The following is a 22,281-nucleotide window of genomic DNA, read 5'->3' on the forward strand; positions in this document are numbered from 1 at the left end:
CAGCTATTCAGCTTTGTCAGCTTCAATCGTAATGATATGATGGCTGTCGATTTCTTTTACCGTAAATGTGTAGCCTTCAAAATCAATGGTGCTTCCGGGCTTCGCGTCAATATGCTGAGTAAGAAACCAGCCTCCGAGTGTATCGACTTGATCAGCCGTAATCTCTGTTCCGAGTAAATCATTGACGTCACTGATCAGCAATTTGGCGTTCAGGAGATAGCGGTTCTTCCCAAGCTTTTGAACGGAAGGTGTTTCGTCCGTATCAAATTCGTCGCGGATTTCGCCGACGATCTCTTCAATGATATCTTCCGCCGTTACTAATCCCGCGGTTCCGCCGTACTCATCAATGAGAATGGCCATATGGGCGTGTTCCCGCTGCATTTTAACGAATAATTGATAAATCGGAATCGTCTCAATCACATGGATCGCCGGCTGGATGTAAGGGCTGAGTTCGTGTTTTGTAAACGCCGCTCCTTCTGACAGGAATCTGAATAAAACTTCTTTAATATTGATGATGCCGACTACATGATCTTTATCTCCTTTTACTACGGGATACCGGGTATATTTATTTGTTTTGATAATGTCCCGGAGCATATGTCCCGATCCGCTGTCTAACGGCAGGCTCACCATTTCATTCCGGGGCACCATAATTTCTTTGGCAGTGCGCTTATCAAATGTAAAAATGTTATTTACGTAATGCAGCTCGCTTTTTTTGATCATGCCGCTTCGATAGCTTTCGGCAAGGAGCACCCGCAATTCCTCTTCCGTATAAGCCATTTCATGTTCGGAAGCAGGCTTCAAGCCGAACATGGCTGTAATCAGGCGTGCGGAATGATTGAGCAGCCAGATGAACGGAAACATTAACTTATAAAACAAAATCATCGGTCTGGCAGATAAAAGTGTAATCCGCTCGGCTTTTTGGATAGCAAAACTTTTCGGGGCGAGTTCGCCGATGACGACATTCACATATGTAACCAGCAGAAAGGCGATGATTAATGACAGGACTTGGGCAACCGCTTCGTGAACTCCGGTTTTTAAAAATAACGGCTGAAGCATTGCTTTGACTGTCGGTTCACCCAGCCAGCCGATCCCCAAAGCGGTGACGGTGATGCCCAATTGGCACGCCGATAAATATTCATCGAGGTGTGTAATGACATGCTTGGCTGCTTTTGCTCCTTTTACATTTTCCTCAATGAGCTGATTAATGCGGGAGCGCCTTGCTTTAACGATTGAAAACTCTATGGCGACAAAACACGCCGTTAATAAAATAAATAGTACGATGGCAGATAGTTTGATGATATACAATGTAACGCCTTCCGCGAAGGAAGGCTTGCACCTCCCTTTTTTCGGAATAATACCACTGTAGAAAGCTGCTCAAACATCGAGCCTGGTTTAGCCCGCCTCATTTACGGTAATAAAACAAGAAAGCGATACTGGAGGATGACAAGAGATGAAGGTACATTCGGGAGCGGACTGGCTGTGGTACCAGCTCGGTCCGCATGAAAAAACGGAAGCGAAAAAAATGATCCATCACAATCACTGGCCGCAATGCGAAAAGTGGTTTGAACATGAAAATCATATAAACTTTCTGCGCTCAGATACAAATGATCAGAATAATGAAGCGGTTTTCGGTTCTTTAATCTATCATCAAGGATTAGATGATGAAAAAAACCATACCGTATTTCACTTTTATATTACGAGAGACTTCTTTTTTACGATTAATTTTGATTTTTCGCTGCTGCGCGGTGTAAAAGAAAAGCATGCCACACAGCAGATTCAAACCTGTGAAAATCCGATTGAAGGCTTTTTTGTTCTGCTGGGAGAGCTGATGAATTCCTATCTGATCGGACTGGATGAATTTGAAGTCAAGCAGCGGACGCTGAAATGGCAGATTCATGATGACAACAGCAAAGGAATCTTGGAAAATGTGCATAAATTGCGCCATGAGCTGTTCATTTGGAAAGGCCTTACACTGGGGGCTCAAAAAGTGGAAATGGCTTTAAAAGAAGCTTTTCTCCCGAAAAATGACAGGCAGAAAGATTACCTCAGAGCTCATCAAAAGATGGAAAGAGGAATTACATATATCAATGAGTTTGATCAGGAACTGAGCAATCTGCTGCACGCCGAGGAAGTCATTACCTCCCAAAGAGGAAATGAAATTGTGAAAGCCTTGACGATCTTTACAACTCTCTTTACACCGATGACGGCGCTTGGAGCTCTCTGGGGGATGAACTTTGATAACATGCCGGAGCTTCATTGGAAATATGCGTATATTTGTTCCATCGTGCTCATTATTGTATCAACCCTGCTGATTTATATTTATCTGCGGCAGAAAGGCTGGACAGGGGACATTTTGAGGGAGCATCAAAAAAAATATTTGCGGAAAGAAAAGAAACGCTAAGAAGAGCAGGCATACGCCTGCTTTTTTTGATGGCTGAAAATGGCCGAATGGTTCCGGATTTCATTCGGTAAATCAATGTCAGGGGGCTTATTTTTATTTTTTTACGTTTTACACACTGTAAAACGCATAATCTCTCCTTTGCCGGCTTTTGTGTATCTGATTTACAATACGTGCGGAAGGAGGGAAGTCTTGTGAAAAATATAGAAACATACAGCAGGAACATCATAAACGAGGCCTATACGGCAAGGGCTTCAGATATACACATTGTGCCGAGAGAAAGGGATGCTTTCATTCATTTTCGCATCGGCCATGCTCTTGTGAAAAAAAGAGTCTTAAAAAAAGAGGAATGCGTAAGGCTAATTTCTCATTTTAAGTTTTTATCGGCCATGGATATAGGAGAAAGACGTAAGCCGCAAAACGGGTCATTGTCTCTGCCGCTTCCGACGGAAACCGTTCATTTGAGAATGTCAACCCTGCCGACAATGAATGATGAAAGTCTTGTCATCAGGCTTTTGCCTAAGCGGCAGATTCCCCCTCTGGATAAACTGTCCTTATTTCGGGGGGCGGGCGCCGCACTATTGTCCTTTCTGAAGCATTCGCACGGCCTGCTTCTGTTTACCGGCCCCACCGGATCTGGAAAAACGACCACTCTTTACTCGCTTGTCAACTATGCAAAAAGGCATTTCAACCGGCGTATTGTCACGCTTGAAGACCCCGTAGAAACAAGAGATGAGGATGTGTTGCAAGTTCAGGTGAATGAAAAAGCCGGAGTCACATATTCCGCCGGTTTAAAAGCGATTTTAAGACATGATCCCGATATGATCATCTTAGGGGAAATCAGGGATGCCGAGACGGCTGAAATCGCAGTCCGCGCGGCCATGACGGGACACCTCGTTCTTTCAAGCCTGCATACAAGAGATGCTAAGGGCGCCATATACAGGCTGCTGGAGTTCGGCGTGAACATGACAGAAATTGAACAAACCGTCATTGCCATTGCCGCTCAGCGTCTGGTTGATTTAACATGTCCGTTCTGCAAAGAGGAAAACTGTTCCGTGTACTGCCGGATGTACAGGCAGACACGCCGTGCGGGCATTTATGAACTGCTCTACGGGAAAAACCTCACCCAATGCTTTCAGGAAGCAAAGGGAGAGCACGCCAATTTTCAATATCAGACGCTCCGCAGGCTGATCAGAAAAGGAATCGCGCTCGGCTATGTCACGACCGACAATTACGATCGGTGGGTGTATCATGAAGCGGATTAAACGAACCTGGCCGTTGAAGGATCAAGCGGCTTTTTTGAAAAGGCTCGGTGAAATGACGGAAAAAGGATACAGTCTGATTGAAGGGCTCAGACTGCTGCAACTCCAGCTGCATAAACGTCAGCTTGCAGAGCTGACGGACGGAATCCGCCGGCTGAGGGAAGGTGATGCGTTTTACCAAGTGCTTGAGGCACTGTCTTTTCATAAAGAAGCCGTCTCTATCTGCTATTTCGCGGAGAAACACGGGGAATTGCCGGGGGCGATGAAACAAAGCGGCGAATTATTACAGAGAAAGCTCATGCAGACGAATCAAATCAAAAAAATGCTCCGGTATCCGATGTTTTTAATATCTTCCGTCTGTGTCATGTTTTATATTCTGCAAAGTTTAATTATTCCGCAGTTTGCTGGGATTTATCAATCAATGAATATGAATACATCCGGTACGACTGCTTTCATCTTTGCGTTTTTTCGGCATTTTCATGAAGCCTGCGCACTGGCGCTGTCCGCCGCTTTCTGCTTGTTTTTGTACGTTTGGTTCTTATGTAAAAAAAAATCCCCGCAAGATAAAATGCTGATTGTTGTGAAAATACCCCTCTTAGGAAAAGCGGCCGTTCTTTTTAACAGCTACTTTTTCTCTTTACAGCTCAGCAGTCTTCTGAAATCCGGCCTTTCTATCTATGACAGCTTAACAGCTTTTAAAGAACAATCTTTTCTGCCTTTTTATCGTGAAGAAGCAGAGATGCTCATTACACGTCTGAAAGCCGGAGAAACCATAGAATCCGCTCTTTCCGGGCATCCGTGTTATGAAAAAGACCTTGCGGCTGCAGTCAGCCACGGACAGGCAAACGGCCTGCTTCACCGCGAACTTTATACGTACAGCCAGTTTATGATGGAGCGTCTTGAACAAAACGCGACGAAGTATACCGGCATTCTCCAGCCTGTCATTTACGGTGTTGTGGCCGGTATGATTTTAATTGTCTACATGTCAATGCTGATGCCGATGTACCAGATGATGAACCAAATGTAAGGGAGTGCTTCGTCTGAAAAATCAAGATGGATTTACTTTAATTGAAATGCTGATCGTTTTATTTATCGTTTCCATTCTGCTTTTAATCACCATTCCTAACGTTACAAAACATAATCAAAGCATTCAGCATAAAGGCTGTGAAGGACTGCAGAATATGGTGAAAGCCCAAGTGACGGCGTACGAAATCGATCATGAAGGTAAAATGCCGGATATGAACGATTTACAATCAGAGGGGTATATCAAAAAGAATACAGCCTGCCCGAATGGTAAACAGATCTTAATTAGTGGCGGAGAAGTTACAGTTGAACAATAACAGGCGGACAGAAAATGGGTTTACCCTTCTTGAAAGCCTGATTGTGTTAAGCCTGGCGTCCGTCCTGCTGACGGTTTTGTTCACGACGGTTCCGCCGGCCTACACCCACCTTGCCGTGCGGCAAAAAACAGAACAGCTCCAAAAAGATATTCAGCTTGCTCAGGAAACGGCTATCGCAGAACATAAAAGAACAAAAATCACTTTTCTTCCAAAAGAGCATAAATACAAACTGCAGTCAGGCGGTAGGATTGTCGAGCGTTCTTTTGATTCGCTTCACATTACACTTGTGACTTTACCTGAGAGTCTTGAATTTAACGAAAAAGGCCATCCGAATTCGGGAGGAAAGATTCAATTGAAGAGCGCCGGGTTCACCTATGAGATCACAGTTTACTTAGGGAGCGGAAATGTCCATGCTAAACGGAAATAAGGGGTTCTCTACTATTGAAACACTATCAGCAATGGCCATTTGGCTGTTCCTTATGACGTCTATCATTCCGGTCTGGACGGGCATGCTGACAGATGGTCTGAAAATAGAAGATCGCCAGGAAGCGTACCAGCTTCTTCAGAAACATATCAGCACTTATATGATGACCGGAAAAAAGCCGCCGTCTCCCGGTGTGAAGTGGAAGGAGGATGGTGAGTATTACAAAGTGTGTACGGCTGACTTCGGCGAAAAAGAAATGTGCCTCAGCATTCTCAAAACAGAATGGTTTTACGCTTCTTAATGTTTTGTTCTCCTTGGCAGTCTGTCTTTTCCTATCAGGCACCTTGGGCCCGATTTTACATCTGTTTTTATCAAACCGGACCGATAACGGCGGATTAGACAGCCGGGAGCATCAAATTGCCGTTCAGCAGATCATGAACGAATGTAAACAGGCTGAGACTGTGAAGCCGGCGGACGGCGGACGGGCGTTAGCATGCCGGAAAACAGGAGGCGAAGAAGTGCGTTTTGAAATTTATCATAAGATGATAAGGAAAAGAGTAAACGGAAAAGGCCACGTGCCGATCCTGCAAAACGCGGCATCATTAACGGCTGATGTGAAAAACGGCCTGCTCTTATTAGAGATCTCAAGCGTTGCAGGTAAAAAGAATCAGGCGGTCATTCCGGTTTACAGCTTTTTTAAAGGTGATTAAATGTACAAATCTGACGGTTTTATATATCCCGCGGTTCTGTTTGTTTCTGCCGCAGTTTTACTTGTCATCAGCTATACTTCATCTGATTTCATCACCCGAAAAACATTTGCAAAAGAGGCCGGGGAGTACTGGATCGGAGAGAACCTGCTCCAAAACGGCGCGCTGCTGTCAAGCCGCCATATGACACAGGGACAAAAGGTCCAAACTGGTACACAGCGTTTTCCGTATGGCACCGTTTCTTTTCACATCACGGGGAGTGATCGGCGGGAAACGGTTCAGGTTACAATTCAGGCGGAAACCACGACAGGAACGAGACGGGAGGCTCACCTTTTGTTCGATCAGAAGAAGAAACAGCTGATTCAATGGACGGAAGTATAAAAAAGAGGCGGCGGGACAACACTTCATAGTAAAGACAGCACTATGAGGTGAGAGCCGTGAAAACAAATGATTATGTAAAATATATGACTGAGCAATTCGTTAAATATTTCGATACGCCGAAACAGGAACGGAGAGAGCGAAAAGAAGTGCGGAAAGAAAAGAAAGTGCCGGCTTCTCAGCACTGGTTCGGAATATTGCCGTATAGTTTTAAGCTGTGGATGCAGCGGAAAAAATAAAGTGAATCACACGAAAGGTCCTCCTGATACAGGAGGGCCTTATTGGTATTCCTCAATGACGGCAATTTTATTTACCTTTTGGCTGTAGGGATTAAAAGAAATCGTAACAAACACGCCAAATTCTTTTTCGCCATCCCGCAATGTCAAGTGGTATTGCTTGACTGCTTCGTCCGTTCTTTTCCGATCCCACACCTTTTGAATAAATAACGTTTGGGCGAGCGGATATCTTTTTTTAGCTTCCTTTTCTGCTAACTTTTCCCATTTTGATTTATGGTGAACAGCATAATAAGGCACCGTTTCCGCCTGAGCTGTTCCTGAAACCCCGAAAACAAGAAGAGAAAGGCAAATCAGACTTTGTTTGATCATCATTCTTCGTCCTTTCGCTGTATATACTTTCCATTTTGTTCTAGGCACCTCGTTATTTTCTCACGTTTTATTAGAAAAAATTCCAAAAAGGTGTGTAATTTGAAGCAAAACGCTGTTTTTAAAAGATACCATTCTCAAAAACGAACAATTTGACCGATTTTGACATTTTTCAAGACGATAATCCTTGATTATACTTTGTTCATACAGTTCTTTAAAGAGAACGGTTGTCATATTTATTAACAGTTTTACAGGGGGTAAGGCATGTTCCGATTGTTGCGAATGGAAAAAAAGGGCAAGGTGAGATGGCGGATGATGCTATTTTTACGGCTTTCGTTCATTTTTTGCCTGTCCGTGACGATATGTGCTCAGTTCACAGGTGATACAAGTTCCTCCTTCAATGATGTGAAAAGCTTCAGTCTCCAGGTTCAAACGTGCGGAGATTTTCAATATACGGATGACGATTGCCGTTATGACGAACGCTGGGATCAAAGTGATTTACATATAACAAATCAAACTGATACGTCAGGCACCGTGTGTGCGCCGCTTCAGCTCTATGCCGAGCTGGAGAATAAGGGAAAAGAGCGGACTGTTTCTGACTGGAAATGGGAGCTCCATAAAATCGCTTCTCAACAGCAGCCTTTACGAAACGGCAATGTTGTGGATAAAGGGCTTATTACTGATAAAAAAAGCAAAACGATTTATAAAATTGAGTCAAAGCGGTCTTTGAAGCCGGGCATATACGCATTCAAGGTTTACAAGCCTGAAGGGTATCCGGCGGACGAAGAAAAATTTGAGTGGTCAAAACCGATGAAACTCGTCAAATGCCGGGAACAGGCGACCGTTTCCGATCTAAAGAAAACGGAGAAAGAGCCGGCTGAGCCGGTAAAAGAAAGCGGGGAAGAACATGAAAAAAACGCTGAAACTGATCAGTAATATTTTGTATGCCGTCATCTTCAGCTTGATTATTGTGCTGACGTTAACGGTGATTTCGACCCGGGCTTCCGGGGGTGAGCCGGCCATCTTCGGCTATACGCTGAAATCCGTGCTGTCGGGTTCAATGGACCCGGAATTTAAGACGGGTTCGCTCATAGCGGTAAAGAAAATTTCTGACGTGAATGACTTAGAAAAAGGGGATGTGATCACCTTTACGCAAGATGACGGAACAGCCGTCACACACAGAATAATCGGTATCACAAAAAAGGACGGGAACCTGCTGTTTGAGACAAAAGGGGACCATAATGCCGCCCCGGATGCCGCACCCGTTCAAGCTGAAAAAGTGGCGGCCCAGTATACGGGATATCAGCTTCCGTATGCCGGATATGTCATCCATTTGGCCAGCCAGCCGATCGGAACGGCGATTCTGTTAATCGTTCCCGGCGTCATGCTTTTGATTTACTCAATAACAGTCATTGTCAGCGCCCTCCGCGATATTGAGCGGAAAACGAAAGCGCTGGAAGAACATGCGAAAAAGGGAACCATCTCTACATGAATACGGTTGCAACCTGGCGACAGGATTTGATAACAAAAATAAAAAGTAAGGGGAGAGTACAGACATGGGTATGAAAAAGAAATTAAGCTTGGGCGTTGCCTCAGCCGCACTCGGTTTAGCATTAGTAGGAGGAGGCACATGGGCCGCATTTAATGATGTGAAGTCGACAGACGCTACATTTGCGTCAGGAACACTTGATTTATCGGCTAAAGAACAATCAGCCAATGTCAATTTGTCAAACTTAAAACCAGGTGATAAATTGACGAAAGATTTTGAATTCAGAAACAACGGTTCACTTGCCATTAAAGAAGTGCTGATGGCTTTGAATTTTACTGACTTTAAAGGAGCAAAGAAAGGAAATGAATCTGCGGAGGATTTCCTCAGTCAGTTTGAAATTACGGTTCTGACAGTCGGTAAAGAAGGGGGCAACGGCTATCCTAAAAATATCATTTTGAAGGCGGCCAGCCTGAAAGACTTATACTTAATGTCAACAAAACAGGATAAAGCAGCTGCCGAAGCGATCAGCAAGCACATTGATCCGAAATTCCTGAGTGAGAGCGGAAAAGTCAATGTAGCAACCATTAACGGCAAAACAGCTCCTGAGTACGACGGAGTTCCGAAAACGCCTGCTGATTATGACCAGGTGAGAATGGAAATCCAATTTAAAAATGACACCGCAAAAACTGCGGACGGATTAAGTGTGCAAAACAAGTTCCAAGGCAATGCGATTTCTCTTCAATTCTCTTTTGAAGCAACGCAATGGAACGGCTTGACCATTACGAAAGATCATACGGATAAAGACGGTTACGTCAAGGAAAATGAAAAGGCTCACAGTGAGGATAAAAACTAATCCGAAAGTCGGACAGTTAAAAGAGGAGTTGTGCACATATGGCGGCACTACTCCTCTTTTTGCGCTTTTCTCCATTTTTGATAATCTAAAAATTCACGAAATTGTTTTTTTGATACCCCGGATGTCATCGCATCGCGAACTAATTTCTCCCATTCACTATCTAATTGACCATCGTATTCGGTTTCATGTTTTTCATCAAGTAAAGTATGAACCGAGACGTCCAGAACAGCGGAGACTTTTTCGAGAAATTGAATGGAGGGGTTCGTCTGTAAATTTCGTTCTATTGAGCTTAAATAAGACTTCGCTACCCCAGCTTTTTCAGCTAGTTCTGATAGTGAGTAGCCTTTTTCTTTTCGGTATTGTTTAATACGCTGGCCAATCAATGTCATCACCTTCCTTGTGATATTATAGCACATTCAGAAAGGATTTACGGTATGACTTCTGGCTGCCTGGATATGTTGAGAAGACTTTTTATGCGAAAGCAGGTATTTGCGTATTTCTTCTAGGCTGATATTTGCTTTTTGGGCTTCTAATATCAGCTCAACCCATTCCTTATCTAATTGCGAAAATTCCATTTTTGCATTTTTCATGCATTTTCTCCTCCTAAAATACTTGTTTATGTATTTCAGCCAATCCGCCCATGACCTTATCTTTACATGTCTGGAAGTGATTCATCGCATGCGAAACGCCAGAAATTTTTTCTATATACTTTTATTATAATATAGAATTTCCAGAAAAAACGGGAAAGGTGTCGAATGGATAACGCTTATCCAGAAAAATTACTTTGCAGGAAAAATAAACCGCCGTTTTCAATCTGAATGTGAATGTTCGGCTGATATAAGGCTTTCAGCGCTTGTTTTTCCAAATGGTATTCCTCAGGTTTTTCCTCTGTCTGCTCATAAAACTGATCGAGCAGCCTGAGGTCCTTTTTCCATCTGGCGATCGCGCTGTCAGCCCAGTCTGACGGCTCTTTGGCGGCAGCGTCTTTTAAGTAATGCTCCATTCTTTTAATTCCGCTTTCCGGCTTAATCATCGGCGATATGGTAAAGCAATAGTCTGATATTTGCGAGGTCAGCGGAAGCGGTGCAAGCTTCTGCTGAAACCCTTCTATAATTGTTCCAGATACAAGATGCAGGCCTAAAGACAAAAGTCTGTCTTTTTTCATGTCGGATTGGTATGAAATCACTACATTTAATCCAAGCCAGGGCTGAAGCGGCACTCTGGCTCCGGCTGATACAATTTTCTCATATATTCTTGTAAATCTCCCATTTTGTTTAACTGCTTGAAAGATTTGAAAGAGGCGCGGGGCTCCAAAGTAAATAAATTCGCCGTCCATATCCTCCGGAGCCGTTTCTTTATCAGTGATGAACGTGATCTTCATCGGGTTCGGTTCGCCGCCCGTTTTTTCACGCCAATGCCAATAAAACGGGCGGTTCATAATTTGTTTGTCCATCTCGACCGTCAACTGAACCGTCATAAAACCCGGCCCGTGTTCTGTAATCGGACAGTGGTTCGCTTCAAAAAAGCGCAGTAAAAATTCGTGAACCTCCTGCTGTCTCATGTCGCGCTTCCTCCTTTTAGATTAAGATCCTTTTTTTCTGGCGGGCTTTTCCGTACCGTACGACAGAAAAGAGGTGAGATTGTCCATTTTGATTCTCATTTCTTCCTCTGTCAGCGAATGGCATAAAATATCATGCAAATGGTCTTCAAAATTGCTCACTTTGATTTTTGTTAAGATGTCATCTAATTCTCCGACGACATTTTCAAATAAATGAATTTTGTCATACAGAAGTTTTAAGATATGCTCTTCCACCGTATGTTTTGTCGCCATATTGTAGATATGGACATCTCTTTCCTGACCGAGTCTGTGAATCCTTCCGATTCTTTGTTCAAGCCGCATCGGGTTCCACGGGAGGTCATAATTGATAATATGGTTGCAGAATTGCAGGTTGATCCCTTCGCCTCCGGCTTCTGTAGCGATCAGCACCTGCACTTTGCCGCGGAAGAGATCCTTCATCCAGTCTTTTTTTCCGCGTTTAAATCCGCCTCTGAACGGAACGGAGCTTATGCCGTTCTGCTGAAGGAACCATTGCAGGTAAATCTGTGTCGCCCTGTATTCAGTAAAAATAATGACTTTATCATTAATCTTTTGGATCAAGTCAACAACTTGAATCGCTTTTGAGTTTTGCGTGACTTGATTGATGCGGTCCATTAAATTAGCGATCGTCTGATCATCGAATGCGGGCGCTTGTTTGTCTTTTTGGTCAAGCATTTTTTTGAGCGTCATATACACGGCTTCCCTGCTTGAACAGCATTCTCTTTGCAGCGTCATAATGGAAAATGCGCTTGCGGGCTTTTCCGTGCCGTTTTTCAGTGCGACGATGTCATCGTAAAGCGCCTGTTCCGTCGGTGAAAAGGTGATCGGCACTGTTTCCACGTGGCGCTTCGTCCATGTAAGGCCGGTGTCGCTCCGCGTGTTGCGGATCATCACCTTATTGACGAGTTCTTTCAAATGCTCATGAGCGTCAATCCCGTCCTTCTGATTGAAGGTTTCTTGAAATCCGCTTTCGTTTCCTAAATGGCCGGGCTTTAACAGTGACACTAAATTGAAGATTTCTTCGATCCGGTTTTGAATCGGCGTTGCCGTCAAAAGCAGGCAGTATTTCTTCACAAGACTTCTCGCAAATTCATAATTTTTCGTTTTGCTGTTTTTGAGCTTGTGCGCCTCGTCAATAATGACGAGATCATACGGAATAGAAAGGACAATGTCTTTGTGAGGCGAGCGTTTGGCCGTATCAATAGAAGAAACGACGATATCGCACTGTTCCCACACATAGCTTTTCTTCTGTTCAACAGCGGGTATTAAAAACTTCTCCTGAAGCTCTTTCACCCACTGGGAAACGAGTGATGCCGGCACAAGAATCAGGATTTTTTTGGCCAGCCCGCGAATCATATATTCTTTTAAAATCAGGCCCGCTTCCACCGTTTTTCCGAGCCCCACTTCATCAGCCAAAATCGCCTTGCCGTTCATTTTTTCAACGACTTTCTGCGCGACCTCAAGCTGATGGGGAAGCGGAGTGAAATCGGGCAGGTATAAAGGAGCCCTCAATCCTTCAAATTCAGGAATGGCAAGGGTCTGCTGGACTTCAGCCGACAGTTTGTACATCTCCCAATTTGACCAGGGACCGTCCGTTTTCAGCCGCTCAGAAAACTCTCCCGGCCAGTTTGCATCAAATATGATCTCTGCTGTCATATGTAACAAAACCGCCTTTCTTTTAAAAAACTGATTTATCATAATTTTTGTTGCCGGACGTAAATGAGGGTGGTAGGATATAAGTAATGATTTCACTAAAAGATATTGCTTTAGTATGTCCATAAAATTGGTAAATATGAGCGAATGACAGCAAGGGGAGAGACTCGGACGAAAGATGGGCGTCCGGGCGCCGAAGGAGCAAACTGCGGAGTGAATCTCTCAGGCAAAAGAACTCTTGCTCGACGCAACTCTGGAGAGTGTCTGCACTTAGAAGAAGCAGGCCACCAAAGGGGACGTCTTTATGATATGTTCATAAAGTAAACTTTCAGGTGCCGGGACAGAGAAACCTTCATTTTCATGAGGTGTTTCTCTGTCCTTTTTTATATGTTTTTACAATGCGCCAATGACTGAAGGGGGAAGATGATGCTGAAACGAACACCGCTTTATGACGTGTATAAAGAATACGGCGGAAAAACGATTGATTTTGGAGGATGGGAGCTGCCGGTTCAATTTTCTTCTATTAAAGAGGAGCATGAAGCCGTCCGCACAAAAGCGGGCCTGTTTGATGTGTCCCATATGGGGGAAGTTGAAGTATCCGGTAAAGACGCCCTGTCTTTTCTCCAAAAAATGATGACAAATGACGTTGCCGATTTAAAGCCGGGAAACGCGCTTTATACCGCCATGTGTTATCCTGACGGCGGTACGGTGGATGACTTGCTGATCTATCAGAAAAGCGAGAGCTGCTATCTGCTCGTGATTAACGCGTCTAATATTGAAAAGGACATCGCTTGGCTGACGGAACATACGGAAGGCGATGTCACGCTGACGAATCAGTCTGACGGGATTTCACTGCTTGCCGTTCAGGGGCCGAATGCTCAGTCGGTTCTTACGAAGCTGACTGAATGTGATTTGTCCTCCTTAAAGCCGTTTACGTTTATTGACGAGGCGGACGTTGCCGGACGACAAGTCCTGCTTTCAAGAACAGGCTATACCGGTGAAGACGGATTTGAGTTATATTGCCGCAATGAAGATGCGGTTCATCTATTTAAGGAGATACTTGCAGCGGGAGAGCATGAAGGCCTCGTTCCGTGCGGCCTCGGCGCCCGTGATACGCTGAGATTTGAAGCGAAGCTTGCTTTATACGGTCAGGAATTGACGAAAGATATTACACCGATTGAAGCCGGAATCGGATTTGCCGTGAAACACAAGAAAGATTCCGATTTTTTCGGGAAGTCTGTATTGCGCGAACAGAAAGAAAAAGGAGCCCCGCGAAAGCTGGTCGGACTTGAGATGATTGAAAAAGGGATTCCGAGACACGGGTACGCCGTGAAAAAAGACGGTGTTCCGATCGGTGAAATCACGACAGGCACGCAATCTCCGACTTTAAAGAAAAATATCGGCCTTGCCTTAATCAAAACGGAATTCAGTGAAGTCGGAACGGAAGTAGAAGTGGAAATCCGTAAAAAAACGGTAAAAGCGAAGATTGTCCGCACACCGTTTTATAAACGTCCAAAACAGAGCTGAAAAAGGAGAGTCATATGAAGCATCGATATTTGCCCGCGACAGAACAGGATAAAAAAGAAATGCTGAAAGCCATCGGCGCAGAAACAATTGATGAACTGTTTGCCGATATTCCGGAAAATGTACGGTTTCAAAAAGACTACCGCATTAAACAAGCAAAGTCAGAAACTGAGCTGACGAGAGAGCTGACGAAGCTTGCGGCGAAAAATAAAGACGCTGTTACATATGCATCTTTTCTAGGCGCAGGAGTGTACGATCACTACCAGCCGGTTATCGTCGATCATGTGATATCCCGATCAGAGTTTTACACGGCATATACGCCTTACCAGCCTGAAATCTCACAAGGAGAGCTGCAGGCGATTTTTGAATTTCAAACGATGATCTGTGAATTAACGGGAATGGATATCGCAAACTCCTCTATGTACGACGGGGGAACGGCGCTGGCGGAAGCGGCGATGCTTGCGTCGGGCCATACGAAAAAGAAAAAAATCGTCATTTCCGCAGCCGTTCATCCGGAATCACGGGATGTTTTGAAAACATACGCAAAGGGCCAATATATTGAGGTTGTAGAGGTGCCCGCGAAAAACGGCGTCACAGATCTTGAAGCATTGGAACATGCCGTTTGTGATGAAACGGCAGCCGTGATCGTCCAGTATCCGAACTTCTTCGGACAAATCGAGCCGTTAAAGGACATTGAGCCGCTCGCACATAAAGGAAACAGCCAGCTGATTGTTTCTTCAAACCCGCTCGCGCTCGGTATTTTGACACCGCCCGGGGCATACGGAGCTGATATCGTCGTCGGGGACGCGCAGCCTTTCGGCATACCTGCGGCGTTCGGCGGCCCGCACTGCGGCTATTTTGCAGTAACGAAAAAACTGATGAGAAAGGTGCCGGGCCGGCTTGTCGGCCAAACGGAAGATGAAAACGGGCGAAGAGGCTTTGTTCTCACTCTTCAGGCGCGCGAGCAGCATATCAGAAGAGACAAAGCCACGTCTAACATTTGCTCAAATCAGGCGCTGAATGCTTTAGCGGCTTCAGTCGCGATGACGGCGCTCGGAAAAAACGGCGTCAAAGACATGGCCCGCCAAAATATATTGAAAGCTGATTACGCGAGACGCCAAGCGGAAAAAGCCGGCTTGCACGTAGCATTTGACGGCCCGATATTTAATGAATTTGCCGTCAGGCTGAATCTTCCCGTCAAGGAAGCAAACCGGCGGCTCCTGCAAGACGGCATAATCGGCGGATATGACTTAGGCCTTGCGTATCCGGAACTGAATCAGCATATGCTCATTGCCGTCACAGAGCTGAGAACAAAAGAAGAGATCGATTCGCTTATTGCGGGATTGGGGGATCAACATGAATAATCAAGATCAGGCGCTTATTTTTGAAATGTCCCGCGAAGGGCGTATCGGTTACAGCCTTCCGGAGCTTGATGTGCCGGAAACAGAGCTTGAAAGTCTTCTTCCCGGTGACTATATCCGCGATGAAGACGCAAAGCTGCCGGAAGTATCAGAGCTCGATATTATGCGGCATTATACCGCTCTTTCTAAGAGGAACCACGGAGTTGATTCAGGCTTTTACCCGCTCGGCTCTTGTACGATGAAATACAATCCGAAATTAAATGAAAAAATTGCCCGGATCGCAGGTTTTTCCGCTATTCATCCGCTTCAGGACGAGGACACGGTTCAGGGGGCGCTTGAGCTTTTATACGATTTAAGCGGACACTTGGAGGAGATTACGGGCATGGACGAGGTGACGCTGCAGCCTGCGGCGGGCGCTCACGGCGAATGGACCGGTCTGATGATGATCCGCGCCTATCACGAAGCGCGGGGAGACTTCGGACGGACGAAGGTGATTGTCCCTGATTCAGCCCACGGCACGAATCCGGCATCCGCCACGGTCGCCGGTTTTGAAACGATTACCGTCAAGTCAAATGAGCACGGGCTGGTTGACATTGAAGATTTGAAAAGAGCGGTAAATGAAGAAACAGCGGCGCTGATGCTGACGAATCCGAACACCCTCGGGTTATTTGAGGAAAACATTACGGAAATGGCTGAAATCGTCCATCAGGCCGGCGGAAAGCTTTATTATGACGGAGCGAATTTAAATGCCGTTTTAAGTAAAGCAAGACCGGGAGATATGGGATTTGACGTCGTTCACCTTAATCTGCATAAAACATTTACCGGGCCGCACGGCGGGGGAGGACCTGGCTCAGGGCCGGTCGGCGTAAAAAAAGAATTCATTCCGTATCTGCCAAAACCCGTTCTCACGAAAAAAGAGGGCCGTTTGACGTTTGACTATGACCGGCCGCAGTCGATCGGGCGCGTAAAACCTTATTACGGCAACTTCGGCATTAATGTCAGAGCCTACACGTATATCCGGTCCATGGGGCCTGACGGCTTAAAAGCTGTGACCGAAAACGCGGTTTTAAATGCAAATTATATGATGAGAAGACTCGCGCCTTATTATGATCTCCCGTATGACCGTCATTGCAAGCATGAATTTGTGTTATCGGGAAGAAGGCAGAAAAAGCTTGGCGTACGAACGCTTGATATTGCCAAACGGCTTTTGGATTTCGGCTATCATCCGCCGACTGTGTATTTTCCTCTCAATGTTGAAGAAAGCATCATGATCGAACCGACGGAAACGGAATCAAAGGAAACGCTTGATGCGTTTATAGATGCCATGATTCAAATTGCGCGGGAAGCGGAGGAATCGCCTGAAATCGTTCAGGAGGCGCCGCATACAACAGTTGTCAAAAGAATGGATGAAACCAAGGCGGCAAGAAAGCCGGTTTTAAAGTACGAACATACACCTGACGTCAGCCGCTGACACGGTGTAAAAAAAGAGCTTCCGTATAAAACGGACAGCTCTTTTTTCATGATTAGTTTTTTGCTTTAATTTTTCCGCCCCATTTTTTAAATCCGCCTTTCAGGTTGTAAATATCTTTACAGCCGTGTTTGCGGAGCGTCTGTGCCGCGCGTCCGCTGCGGACATTGTTTTGGCAGTACAGATAAACGGGTTTATCAGGACGGATTTCACTTTTGCGCTGTTTCAGCTGTGACAGCGGAATGTTGCGCGCGCCGAGAATATGGCCGCCTTCAAATTCATTCGGCTCACGGACGTCAATCAGCTGCGCTTTTCTGTAGCCCGCGCGGAATTCCTCTTCCGTAAGTGTTTTCATTAAACGCTGCTGGTAAAAATACGACACGATCATATAAACGATAAACGCCGCAACAATAATTAAAGCAATCATATTAGACAATGCGATTCTACTCCTTTAGCTTATAAAATAAAACCCTGCTTCCTGAAAACAAGGCTTACCGGACGTTTTGGGACAAATACTATTATAGTAAAGCATGAAGCGATTGTCATCCTTAATGAAACGAAATATTTTTCATTTTCGCGGCAGTTTGTTAAACTAATTTTATTAAAACGATAAAGAAGGGTTCAAGGTGTATGGAAAAAGAAACATGGCGGTTTATTGACTCAGGGAATGAAAGCCCGGCATTTAACATGGCGCTGGATGAAGCGCTTTTATATTGGCACAGCCAAAAAAAAATTCCTCCGGTGATCCGTTTTTACGGCTGGAATCCGGCAACTTTGTCTGTCGGGTATTTTCAAAATATTAAGAAGGAAATTAACTTTGACGCAGTACATAAACACGGCCTCGGGTTTGTCAGAAGACCGACAGGCGGACGGGGTGTTCTGCATGATAAAGAATTGACATACAGCGTAATCGTTTCAGAGGATCACCCGGAAATGCCGGCCACGGTGACAGAGGCGTACCGGGTGATTTCAGAAGGTATTCTGCAGGGATTCAGAAACCTTGGACTTGATGCCTGCTTTGCGATTCCGCGAACGGAGAAAGAAAAAGAAAGCTTGAAAAATCCGCGCTCGTCCGTCTGCTTTGATGCGCCTTCGTGGTATGAACTGGTCGTCGAAGGACGGAAAGTTGCCGGAAGCGCACAGACACGCCAAAAAGGCGTCATTCTTCAGCACGGTTCCATCCTGCTTGACATTGATGAGGATAAGCTGTTTGATCTGTTTTTATATCCGAGCGACAGAGTCCGTGAGCGCATGCAGCGGAATTTCAAAAACAAGGCGGTAGCCATCAACGCCTTAGCGCCGAAACGGGTAACGATGGATGAGGCCAGAATCGCTTTTAAAGCCGGTTTTGAGGAAGGGCTGAACATTCATCTTGAGCCTTACACACTCACGTCTGAAGAGCTTGCATTTGTCAATGAGCTGGCTGAGACGAAATACGCGTCTGATGAATGGAATTATAAGCGCTGATAAGGCTTGACAGACCGGAAGCATCCTTGTTTTTTCATGACCGTTAGTGTAAACTTGTAATGGTTTATAAAGTTAAGGTGCTTTTTGGGAGGGTTACTTATGACAACACCAAGTATGGAAGATTATATTGAACAGATTTATATGCTGATAGAAGAAAAAGGATATGCACGGGTTTCTGATATCGCGGAAGCTTTGGCAGTCCACCCCTCCTCTGTAACGAAAATGGTTCAAAAACTAGATAAAGACGAGTATTTGATTTATGAAAAATATCGCGGGCTCGTATTGACGTCAAAAGGCAAAAAGATCGGCAAACGGCTTGTATACAGACACGAATTGCTTGAGCAGTTTTTAAGAATCATTGGTGTTGATGAAGAGAAGATTTACAATGATGTTGAAGGAATCGAACATCATCTGAGCTGGAACAGCATTGACCGCATCGGCGACCTCGTTCAGTATTTTGAAGATGACGAAAGCCGGAAAAAAGAATTGAAATCCGTACAGAAAAAAACCGAAAATCCCGGTGAATAAAGGGCAGCCCGAAATGGGGCGCCCTTTTTTTAATGTCTTCATTCTTTGGTCTATTTCGCCCAGCCGTTTCTTAAAATAATAATACACCTTGAGATGGAAGGGAGAGGGCGCGCTATGCAGATTGACGGCGTATTTTCGGGCGGGGGGATAAAAGGGGTGGCGCTTGCCGGCGCTTATGAAGCGCTGGAAGAAAAGGGCTTTCGCTTTGAAAGGCTCGCCGGAACAAGCGCCGGCGCAATTATTGCCGCATTTATCGCTGCGGGCTATACGAGCAGAGAGGTTCATTCCATCATAGATGAGGTGGACGGAAGGCAATTGCTTGATCAGAGATACTCATTCCTCCCGCTGAAAATCCTGCGGTGGGTGTCGATATATTGGCGCCTCGGACTATACAGAGGCGATATGCTGGAAAAATGGATTGCGGATAAATTAAAAGCGAAGGGCATCATCGCGTTCGGCGATTTGAAAAAAGGCTCGCTCCGTCTCATCGCTTCAGATCTGACGAACGGAACGATGATCGTGCTTCCTGACGATCTTCCCCGCTACGGATTAAATCCGGAGATGTTCCCGGTTGCCAGAGCCGTCAGAATGAGCTGCAGCATTCCTTATTTTTTTGAACCGATAAAACTGAAGACAGAAAAAGGCACCTCAACGGTCGTTGACGGCGGCGTGTTAAGCAATTTCCCGATTTGGCTGTATTCAAAAGAGCGGAAGCGACCGGTCATCGGAATTTCGCTTTCGCCAAACGAAAAAGAGCGCCCGAAAAAATCAATCCGCAACGCTTTTGAGCTGTTCGGGGCTTTGTTTGAAACGATGAAAGACGCTCATGATGCCAGGCATATCGCGACAAAGTACGAACAGAATATTATTTTTATTCCGGTGGAACATGTGATGGCGACGGAGTTTCATCTCACACCGCAAAAAAAACTAGCTCTCATTGAGCTAGGAAAAAGCAGAACAGAGCAATTTTTGAAGCAATGGAGCTATTAAAAAAGCGCTCTGTTTTTCTTTTTATTCTTTTTGCCTTCTATGACGGTAAGCTGGGTCTGGCTTTTTTTCTTAAGAATCATCGGCTTCGGTCTGCTGCTGCTCGGCACGCTCCGCAAATGGCTGACCCGGCCTCTGTGTCCGGCGCGGTGCTTCGCTTTTTGCTCCTTCATTCGGAGCCGCGATTGTCTGGCCGCTTTTCTGAAAGCGGTTCCGTCACGGCCGGTGCGGCGGTTCAGGACCGTCCTCACGATAAAATAAATTATGACGCCTGCGATAATAACGGTGATCGCTCTTGAAATCATCTGCCCGGGGTTGGTTACCGCCGCATAAATGAAACCGAATGCGCCAAGCGCTATCAATACAGCAAAAAAAGGTTGTACACGATGATTCATAACTGCCCACCTCCAAAATAATAACGGTAACGGTTCAGATTACGTTGTGAGACGGTTTTTCGCTCTGTTCTGAAATGTCTTCCAGTCTGAGAAGCTCGTTAAAGCTTTCTATGGCAACCTCGACCTGGTCATCCGCCGGTTCCTTTGTCGTTAAAAGCTGCAGCCACAGGCCGGGATAACCGAGCACTTTCAAAACGGGGATATTCCGCACTCTGTTCGTCAGCTGGAGCACTTCAAAGGAGATGCCGAGAACGACCGGTATAAGCGCAATCCTGTCTAAAATCCGCACCCAAAGCGGATCTGTCGGAACGAGTAAATAGATGAACATGCCGACAATGATCGTAAATAAAATAAAGCTTGAACCGCAACGGTAATGAAGCCGTGACTGTTTCTGAACATTTTCTATTGTAATTGGCAAATTCTGTTCATAACAGTTTATGACCTTATGTTCGGCTCCATGATATTGAAACACTCTTTTAATTAACGGCGTCATTGATAAAAAATAAATGTAGCCGAGAAGCAGAATAAGCTTAAACAGACTTTCGATTCCGATCTGCGCGGCGTCTGAGGAAAATACGGGCCTTACAAGCTCCGCTAAGAAGACCGGGACGAGCGTAAAAACGAATTTGCTGAACAAAAACGACAGAACGCCGATCACCGCCAGGCTGAAAAACATCGATAAGCCCGAACCTTTCTTATCTTCCTGCTCCAGCTTTGCGTCATCTTGAGGATCAAGCCCGTAACGTTCGCTGGAAAAGTTTAAATGCTTTGTGCCGTTGGCGCTCGCCTCAATGATGGCGACGATTCCCCGCAAAAAAGGAATCTTTTTTAAAGCCGAAAGCTTGGCGTTCGGCACTCTCGGAAGCTTGAAAAAATCAATGCTTCCGTCATTCCTGCGGATGGCGGTAACATAATTTTTTCTGCCGCCGAACATGACCCCTTCAACGACAGCCTGCCCGCCGTAAGCAGGGGGCGTTTTTTGTTTGGACATTGTTTATCAACCTGCCTGTTTTTTTAGGATTTACTAACCATTTCCTTTCACTCTATTGTACAGGAAACCGCGGTAAACCTCTAGTTAGACAGCCGGAAAATCAATGCTTTTTCTACATGCAGTATACCCCGTTTCTTTAGATTTTACTCATTGAATGAAAATATGGCGCAGTTTTTTATGACTTTTCAATTTTGGGGCAGTCTATGACTGGAGGTGCCATGATGACAAGCGAAAAACATTCAGAACAGGAAGAAAAAAAGAAGCAGGATGATGATCAGCAGCCTGTTTCATTTACCGGCAGAATTTGCGGTATCGGATTTGCCGGCGGTGTATTTTGGAGTTTGATCGGCTATCTCGGGTATGTCTTTCATTTTTCAGAGATCAGCCCCAACATGATTCTTCAGCCGTTTATGATCGGAGAATGGAAAAAACAATGGCTCGGCACGATGGTCAGCATCGTTGTCATCGGATTCATTTCAATTGCCGGGGCGTTTATTTATTTCGTCTGCCTGAAGCGTTTTAAAACCATGTGGCCGGGGATGGTGTACGGCGTCATTTTATGGTGTGCGGTTTTTTTCTTATTCAATCCGATTTTCGAAGATGTGAAATCAGTCACTGAATTGAAATCAGATACAATCGTGACGACGCTTTGCCTTTACATTCTGTACGGTTTGTTTGTCGGCTACTCAATTTCCTTCAACTACAATGAACTTACGTCAGACAAGCTTGCAAGGGCGCTTGGCAACAAGTGAATAAGTGTATAATCCCTGTCCGGTATGGTAAAATGTTCACGAGAAGTGAACATTTTTTATGCTGAAAACCGGGCGGGGATGCTCCCGCGTTGTCAGGCGGCAGTC

Annotated in this window: 28 protein-coding genes and 1 riboswitch; of the genes, 19 read left to right on the forward strand and 9 right to left on the reverse strand. The window is 45.3% G+C overall.

The features are described 5' to 3' along the window. Positions 1 to 3: 3 nt before the first annotated feature. Positions 4 to 1,305, reverse strand: a complete 1,302-nt coding sequence (locus ACNFN4_RS03180; protein ID WP_020956081.1) for a hemolysin family protein — start codon at positions 1,303 to 1,305, stop codon at positions 4 to 6. A gap of 145 nt (positions 1,306 to 1,450) precedes the next feature. Between ACNFN4_RS03180 and ACNFN4_RS03185 the strand changes: the two genes are divergently transcribed. From ACNFN4_RS03185 to ACNFN4_RS03225, 9 genes are all read left to right on the forward strand, one after another. Then, positions 1,451 to 2,401 carry a magnesium transporter CorA family protein gene (locus tag ACNFN4_RS03185; protein WP_015417820.1) on the forward strand — a complete coding sequence of 317 codons (951 nt, stop codon included), beginning with the start codon at positions 1,451 to 1,453 and terminating at the stop codon, positions 2,399 to 2,401. 191 nt (positions 2,402 to 2,592) lie between these two features. Further along, a complete protein-coding gene (gene comGA, locus ACNFN4_RS03190; RefSeq protein ID WP_012117985.1) occupies positions 2,593 to 3,663 on the forward strand; it encodes a competence type IV pilus ATPase ComGA in 1,071 nt (356 codons plus the stop codon). After that, positions 3,650 to 4,687 carry a competence type IV pilus assembly protein ComGB gene (gene comGB, locus ACNFN4_RS03195; RefSeq protein ID WP_020956080.1) on the forward strand — a complete coding sequence of 346 codons (1,038 nt, stop codon included), beginning with the start codon at positions 3,650 to 3,652 and terminating at the stop codon, positions 4,685 to 4,687. Before comGA ends, comGB begins: the two co-directional genes overlap by 14 nt. A 4-nt stretch (positions 4,688 to 4,691) precedes the next feature. Continuing rightward, a complete protein-coding gene (comGC, locus tag ACNFN4_RS03200; protein WP_003153087.1) occupies positions 4,692 to 5,000 on the forward strand; it encodes a competence type IV pilus major pilin ComGC in 309 nt (102 codons plus the stop codon). After that, a complete protein-coding gene (gene comGD, locus ACNFN4_RS03205; RefSeq protein WP_012117983.1) occupies positions 4,990 to 5,427 on the forward strand; it encodes a competence type IV pilus minor pilin ComGD in 438 nt (145 codons plus the stop codon). Before comGC ends, comGD begins: the two co-directional genes overlap by 11 nt. Continuing rightward, positions 5,411 to 5,725: a competence type IV pilus minor pilin ComGE gene (comGE, locus tag ACNFN4_RS03210; protein WP_041482453.1), complete on the forward strand. Its 315-nt coding sequence runs from the start codon at positions 5,411 to 5,413 to the stop codon at positions 5,723 to 5,725. The genes comGD and comGE overlap by 17 nt, the downstream gene beginning before the upstream one ends. Beyond that, entirely contained in the window at positions 5,634 to 6,134 is a 501-nt protein-coding gene (gene comGF, locus ACNFN4_RS03215) for a competence type IV pilus minor pilin ComGF (protein ID WP_260485564.1), read from the forward strand. The genes comGE and comGF overlap by 92 nt, the downstream gene beginning before the upstream one ends. Beyond that, complete coding sequence (gene comGG / locus ACNFN4_RS03220; protein WP_015417814.1) at positions 6,135 to 6,512, forward strand: competence type IV pilus minor pilin ComGG; 378 nt, start codon at positions 6,135 to 6,137, stop codon at positions 6,510 to 6,512. Positions 6,513 to 6,568: 56 nt separating this feature from the next. Beyond that, complete coding sequence (locus ACNFN4_RS03225; protein WP_003153093.1) at positions 6,569 to 6,748, forward strand: YqzE family protein; 180 nt, start codon at positions 6,569 to 6,571, stop codon at positions 6,746 to 6,748. A 39-nt stretch (positions 6,749 to 6,787) separates the two neighbouring features. Here ACNFN4_RS03225 and ACNFN4_RS03230 read toward each other — a convergent pair whose 3' ends face one another. Continuing rightward, positions 6,788 to 7,117 carry a DUF3889 domain-containing protein gene (locus ACNFN4_RS03230; protein ID WP_020954231.1) on the reverse strand — a complete coding sequence of 110 codons (330 nt, stop codon included), beginning with the start codon at positions 7,115 to 7,117 and terminating at the stop codon, positions 6,788 to 6,790. Between the two features lie 258 nt (positions 7,118 to 7,375). Here ACNFN4_RS03230 and tapA point away from each other — a divergent pair, with 258 nt between their 5' ends. The 3 genes from tapA (at position 7,376) to tasA (ending at position 9,453) form a co-directional block, all read left to right on the forward strand. Then, complete coding sequence (tapA, locus tag ACNFN4_RS03235) at positions 7,376 to 8,047, forward strand: amyloid fiber anchoring/assembly protein TapA (RefSeq protein ID WP_020956077.1); 672 nt, start codon at positions 7,376 to 7,378, stop codon at positions 8,045 to 8,047. Next, entirely contained in the window at positions 8,019 to 8,603 is a 585-nt protein-coding gene (sipW, locus tag ACNFN4_RS03240) for a signal peptidase I SipW (RefSeq protein WP_015240205.1), read from the forward strand. Before tapA ends, sipW begins: the two co-directional genes overlap by 29 nt. A 64-nt stretch (positions 8,604 to 8,667) precedes the next feature. After that, complete coding sequence (gene tasA / locus ACNFN4_RS03245; RefSeq protein ID WP_007408329.1) at positions 8,668 to 9,453, forward strand: biofilm matrix protein TasA; 786 nt, start codon at positions 8,668 to 8,670, stop codon at positions 9,451 to 9,453. Between the two features lie 47 nt (positions 9,454 to 9,500). Here tasA and sinR read toward each other — a convergent pair whose 3' ends face one another. The 4 genes from sinR to ACNFN4_RS03265 all read right to left on the reverse strand — a co-directional run bounded on the left by sinR (position 9,501) and on the right by ACNFN4_RS03265 (position 12,706). Further along, entirely contained in the window at positions 9,501 to 9,836 is a 336-nt protein-coding gene (gene sinR, locus ACNFN4_RS03250) for a transcriptional regulator SinR (RefSeq protein ID WP_003153104.1), read from the reverse strand. Between the two features lie 33 nt (positions 9,837 to 9,869). After that, positions 9,870 to 10,043: an anti-repressor SinI gene (gene sinI / locus ACNFN4_RS03255; RefSeq protein WP_003153105.1), complete on the reverse strand. Its 174-nt coding sequence runs from the start codon at positions 10,041 to 10,043 to the stop codon at positions 9,870 to 9,872. A 176-nt stretch (positions 10,044 to 10,219) separates the two neighbouring features. Next, positions 10,220 to 11,014 (reverse strand): YqhG family protein, encoded by a 795-nt coding sequence (locus ACNFN4_RS03260; protein WP_007408330.1) that lies wholly within the window; start codon positions 11,012 to 11,014, stop codon positions 10,220 to 10,222. Positions 11,015 to 11,035: 21 nt separating this feature from the next. Beyond that, the gene (locus tag ACNFN4_RS03265; protein ID WP_007408331.1) at positions 11,036 to 12,706 is read right to left on the reverse strand and encodes a DEAD/DEAH box helicase; all 1,671 of its coding nucleotides are present in this window, start codon (positions 12,704 to 12,706) and stop codon (positions 11,036 to 11,038) included. Between the two features lie 144 nt (positions 12,707 to 12,850). Then, a riboswitch (glycine riboswitch) is annotated at positions 12,851 to 12,951 on the forward strand. A gap of 178 nt (positions 12,952 to 13,129) precedes the next feature. Here ACNFN4_RS03265 and gcvT point away from each other — a divergent pair. From gcvT to gcvPB, 3 genes are read left to right on the forward strand one after another with little or no spacing between them, the layout of a single operon-like run. Further along, entirely contained in the window at positions 13,130 to 14,230 is a 1,101-nt protein-coding gene (gene gcvT / locus ACNFN4_RS03270) for a glycine cleavage system aminomethyltransferase GcvT (protein ID WP_020956076.1), read from the forward strand. A 14-nt stretch (positions 14,231 to 14,244) separates the two neighbouring features. Further along, positions 14,245 to 15,591 (forward strand): aminomethyl-transferring glycine dehydrogenase subunit GcvPA, encoded by a 1,347-nt coding sequence (gene gcvPA, locus ACNFN4_RS03275; RefSeq protein ID WP_021494307.1) that lies wholly within the window; start codon positions 14,245 to 14,247, stop codon positions 15,589 to 15,591. Beyond that, complete coding sequence (gene gcvPB, locus ACNFN4_RS03280; protein WP_022552970.1) at positions 15,584 to 17,059, forward strand: aminomethyl-transferring glycine dehydrogenase subunit GcvPB; 1,476 nt, start codon at positions 15,584 to 15,586, stop codon at positions 17,057 to 17,059. The genes gcvPA and gcvPB overlap by 8 nt, the downstream gene beginning before the upstream one ends. 52 nt (positions 17,060 to 17,111) lie before the next feature. Here the strand turns inward: gcvPB and ACNFN4_RS03285 are convergent, their stop codons facing one another. Then, positions 17,112 to 17,492: a rhodanese-like domain-containing protein gene (locus ACNFN4_RS03285; RefSeq protein ID WP_007408335.1), complete on the reverse strand. Its 381-nt coding sequence runs from the start codon at positions 17,490 to 17,492 to the stop codon at positions 17,112 to 17,114. Between the two features lie 194 nt (positions 17,493 to 17,686). Here ACNFN4_RS03285 and ACNFN4_RS03290 point away from each other — a divergent pair, with 194 nt between their 5' ends. The 3 genes from ACNFN4_RS03290 (at position 17,687) to ACNFN4_RS03300 (ending at position 20,041) form a co-directional block, all read left to right on the forward strand. Further along, a complete protein-coding gene (locus ACNFN4_RS03290) occupies positions 17,687 to 18,523 on the forward strand; it encodes a lipoate--protein ligase family protein (protein ID WP_003153114.1) in 837 nt (278 codons plus the stop codon). Positions 18,524 to 18,622: 99 nt separating this feature from the next. After that, entirely contained in the window at positions 18,623 to 19,051 is a 429-nt protein-coding gene (gene mntR / locus ACNFN4_RS03295; protein WP_007408338.1) for a transcriptional regulator MntR, read from the forward strand. Between the two features lie 114 nt (positions 19,052 to 19,165). After that, positions 19,166 to 20,041, forward strand: a complete 876-nt coding sequence (locus ACNFN4_RS03300) for a patatin-like phospholipase family protein (RefSeq protein WP_012117971.1) — start codon at positions 19,166 to 19,168, stop codon at positions 20,039 to 20,041. On the opposite strand, the gene ACNFN4_RS03305 is transcribed toward ACNFN4_RS03300, so the two are convergent. Further along, positions 20,038 to 20,433: an SA1362 family protein gene (locus ACNFN4_RS03305; RefSeq protein WP_020956074.1), complete on the reverse strand. Its 396-nt coding sequence runs from the start codon at positions 20,431 to 20,433 to the stop codon at positions 20,038 to 20,040. The genes ACNFN4_RS03300 and ACNFN4_RS03305 overlap by 4 nt on opposite strands. 34 nt (positions 20,434 to 20,467) lie before the next feature. After that, positions 20,468 to 21,424: a DUF1385 domain-containing protein gene (locus tag ACNFN4_RS03310; protein ID WP_007408341.1), complete on the reverse strand. Its 957-nt coding sequence runs from the start codon at positions 21,422 to 21,424 to the stop codon at positions 20,468 to 20,470. Between the two features lie 221 nt (positions 21,425 to 21,645). Between ACNFN4_RS03310 and ACNFN4_RS03315 the strand changes: the two genes are divergently transcribed. Next, positions 21,646 to 22,176: a YqhR family membrane protein gene (locus tag ACNFN4_RS03315; RefSeq protein WP_003153121.1), complete on the forward strand. Its 531-nt coding sequence runs from the start codon at positions 21,646 to 21,648 to the stop codon at positions 22,174 to 22,176. The last annotated feature ends 105 nt before the right edge of the window (positions 22,177 to 22,281 follow it).

It is taken from the genome of Bacillus sp. N1(2025) (genome assembly GCF_053470005.1).

Excerpts from the sequence above, each read along its gene's own strand:
- ACNFN4_RS03185 (WP_015417820.1), top strand. The coding sequence starts at position 1,451 with ATGAAGGTACATTCGGGAGCGGACTGGCTGTGGTACCAGCTCGGTCCG.
- comGB (WP_020956080.1), top strand. The coding sequence starts at position 3,650 with ATGAAGCGGATTAAACGAACCTGGCCGTTGAAGGATCAAGCGGCTTTT.
- comGE (WP_041482453.1), top strand. The coding sequence starts at position 5,411 with ATGCTAAACGGAAATAAGGGGTTCTCTACTATTGAAACACTATCAGCA.
- comGF (WP_260485564.1), top strand. The coding sequence starts at position 5,634 with ATGGTGAGTATTACAAAGTGTGTACGGCTGACTTCGGCGAAAAAGAAA.
- comGG (WP_015417814.1), top strand. The coding sequence starts at position 6,135 with ATGTACAAATCTGACGGTTTTATATATCCCGCGGTTCTGTTTGTTTCT.
- ACNFN4_RS03230 (WP_020954231.1), bottom strand. The coding sequence starts at position 7,117 with ATGATGATCAAACAAAGTCTGATTTGCCTTTCTCTTCTTGTTTTCGGG.
- tapA (WP_020956077.1), top strand. The coding sequence starts at position 7,376 with ATGTTCCGATTGTTGCGAATGGAAAAAAAGGGCAAGGTGAGATGGCGG.
- sipW (WP_015240205.1), top strand. The coding sequence starts at position 8,019 with ATGAAAAAAACGCTGAAACTGATCAGTAATATTTTGTATGCCGTCATC.
- tasA (WP_007408329.1), top strand. The coding sequence starts at position 8,668 with ATGGGTATGAAAAAGAAATTAAGCTTGGGCGTTGCCTCAGCCGCACTC.
- sinI (WP_003153105.1), bottom strand. The coding sequence starts at position 10,043 with ATGAAAAATGCAAAAATGGAATTTTCGCAATTAGATAAGGAATGGGTT.
- ACNFN4_RS03260 (WP_007408330.1), bottom strand. The coding sequence starts at position 11,014 with ATGAGACAGCAGGAGGTTCACGAATTTTTACTGCGCTTTTTTGAAGCG.
- ACNFN4_RS03265 (WP_007408331.1), bottom strand. The coding sequence starts at position 12,706 with ATGACAGCAGAGATCATATTTGATGCAAACTGGCCGGGAGAGTTTTCT.
- gcvT (WP_020956076.1), top strand. The coding sequence starts at position 13,130 with ATGCTGAAACGAACACCGCTTTATGACGTGTATAAAGAATACGGCGGA.
- gcvPA (WP_021494307.1), top strand. The coding sequence starts at position 14,245 with ATGAAGCATCGATATTTGCCCGCGACAGAACAGGATAAAAAAGAAATG.
- gcvPB (WP_022552970.1), top strand. The coding sequence starts at position 15,584 with ATGAATAATCAAGATCAGGCGCTTATTTTTGAAATGTCCCGCGAAGGG.
- ACNFN4_RS03290 (WP_003153114.1), top strand. The coding sequence starts at position 17,687 with ATGGAAAAAGAAACATGGCGGTTTATTGACTCAGGGAATGAAAGCCCG.
- mntR (WP_007408338.1), top strand. The coding sequence starts at position 18,623 with ATGACAACACCAAGTATGGAAGATTATATTGAACAGATTTATATGCTG.
- ACNFN4_RS03300 (WP_012117971.1), top strand. The coding sequence starts at position 19,166 with ATGCAGATTGACGGCGTATTTTCGGGCGGGGGGATAAAAGGGGTGGCG.
- ACNFN4_RS03305 (WP_020956074.1), bottom strand. The coding sequence starts at position 20,433 with ATGAATCATCGTGTACAACCTTTTTTTGCTGTATTGATAGCGCTTGGC.
- ACNFN4_RS03310 (WP_007408341.1), bottom strand. The coding sequence starts at position 21,424 with ATGTCCAAACAAAAAACGCCCCCTGCTTACGGCGGGCAGGCTGTCGTT.
- ACNFN4_RS03315 (WP_003153121.1), top strand. The coding sequence starts at position 21,646 with ATGACAAGCGAAAAACATTCAGAACAGGAAGAAAAAAAGAAGCAGGAT.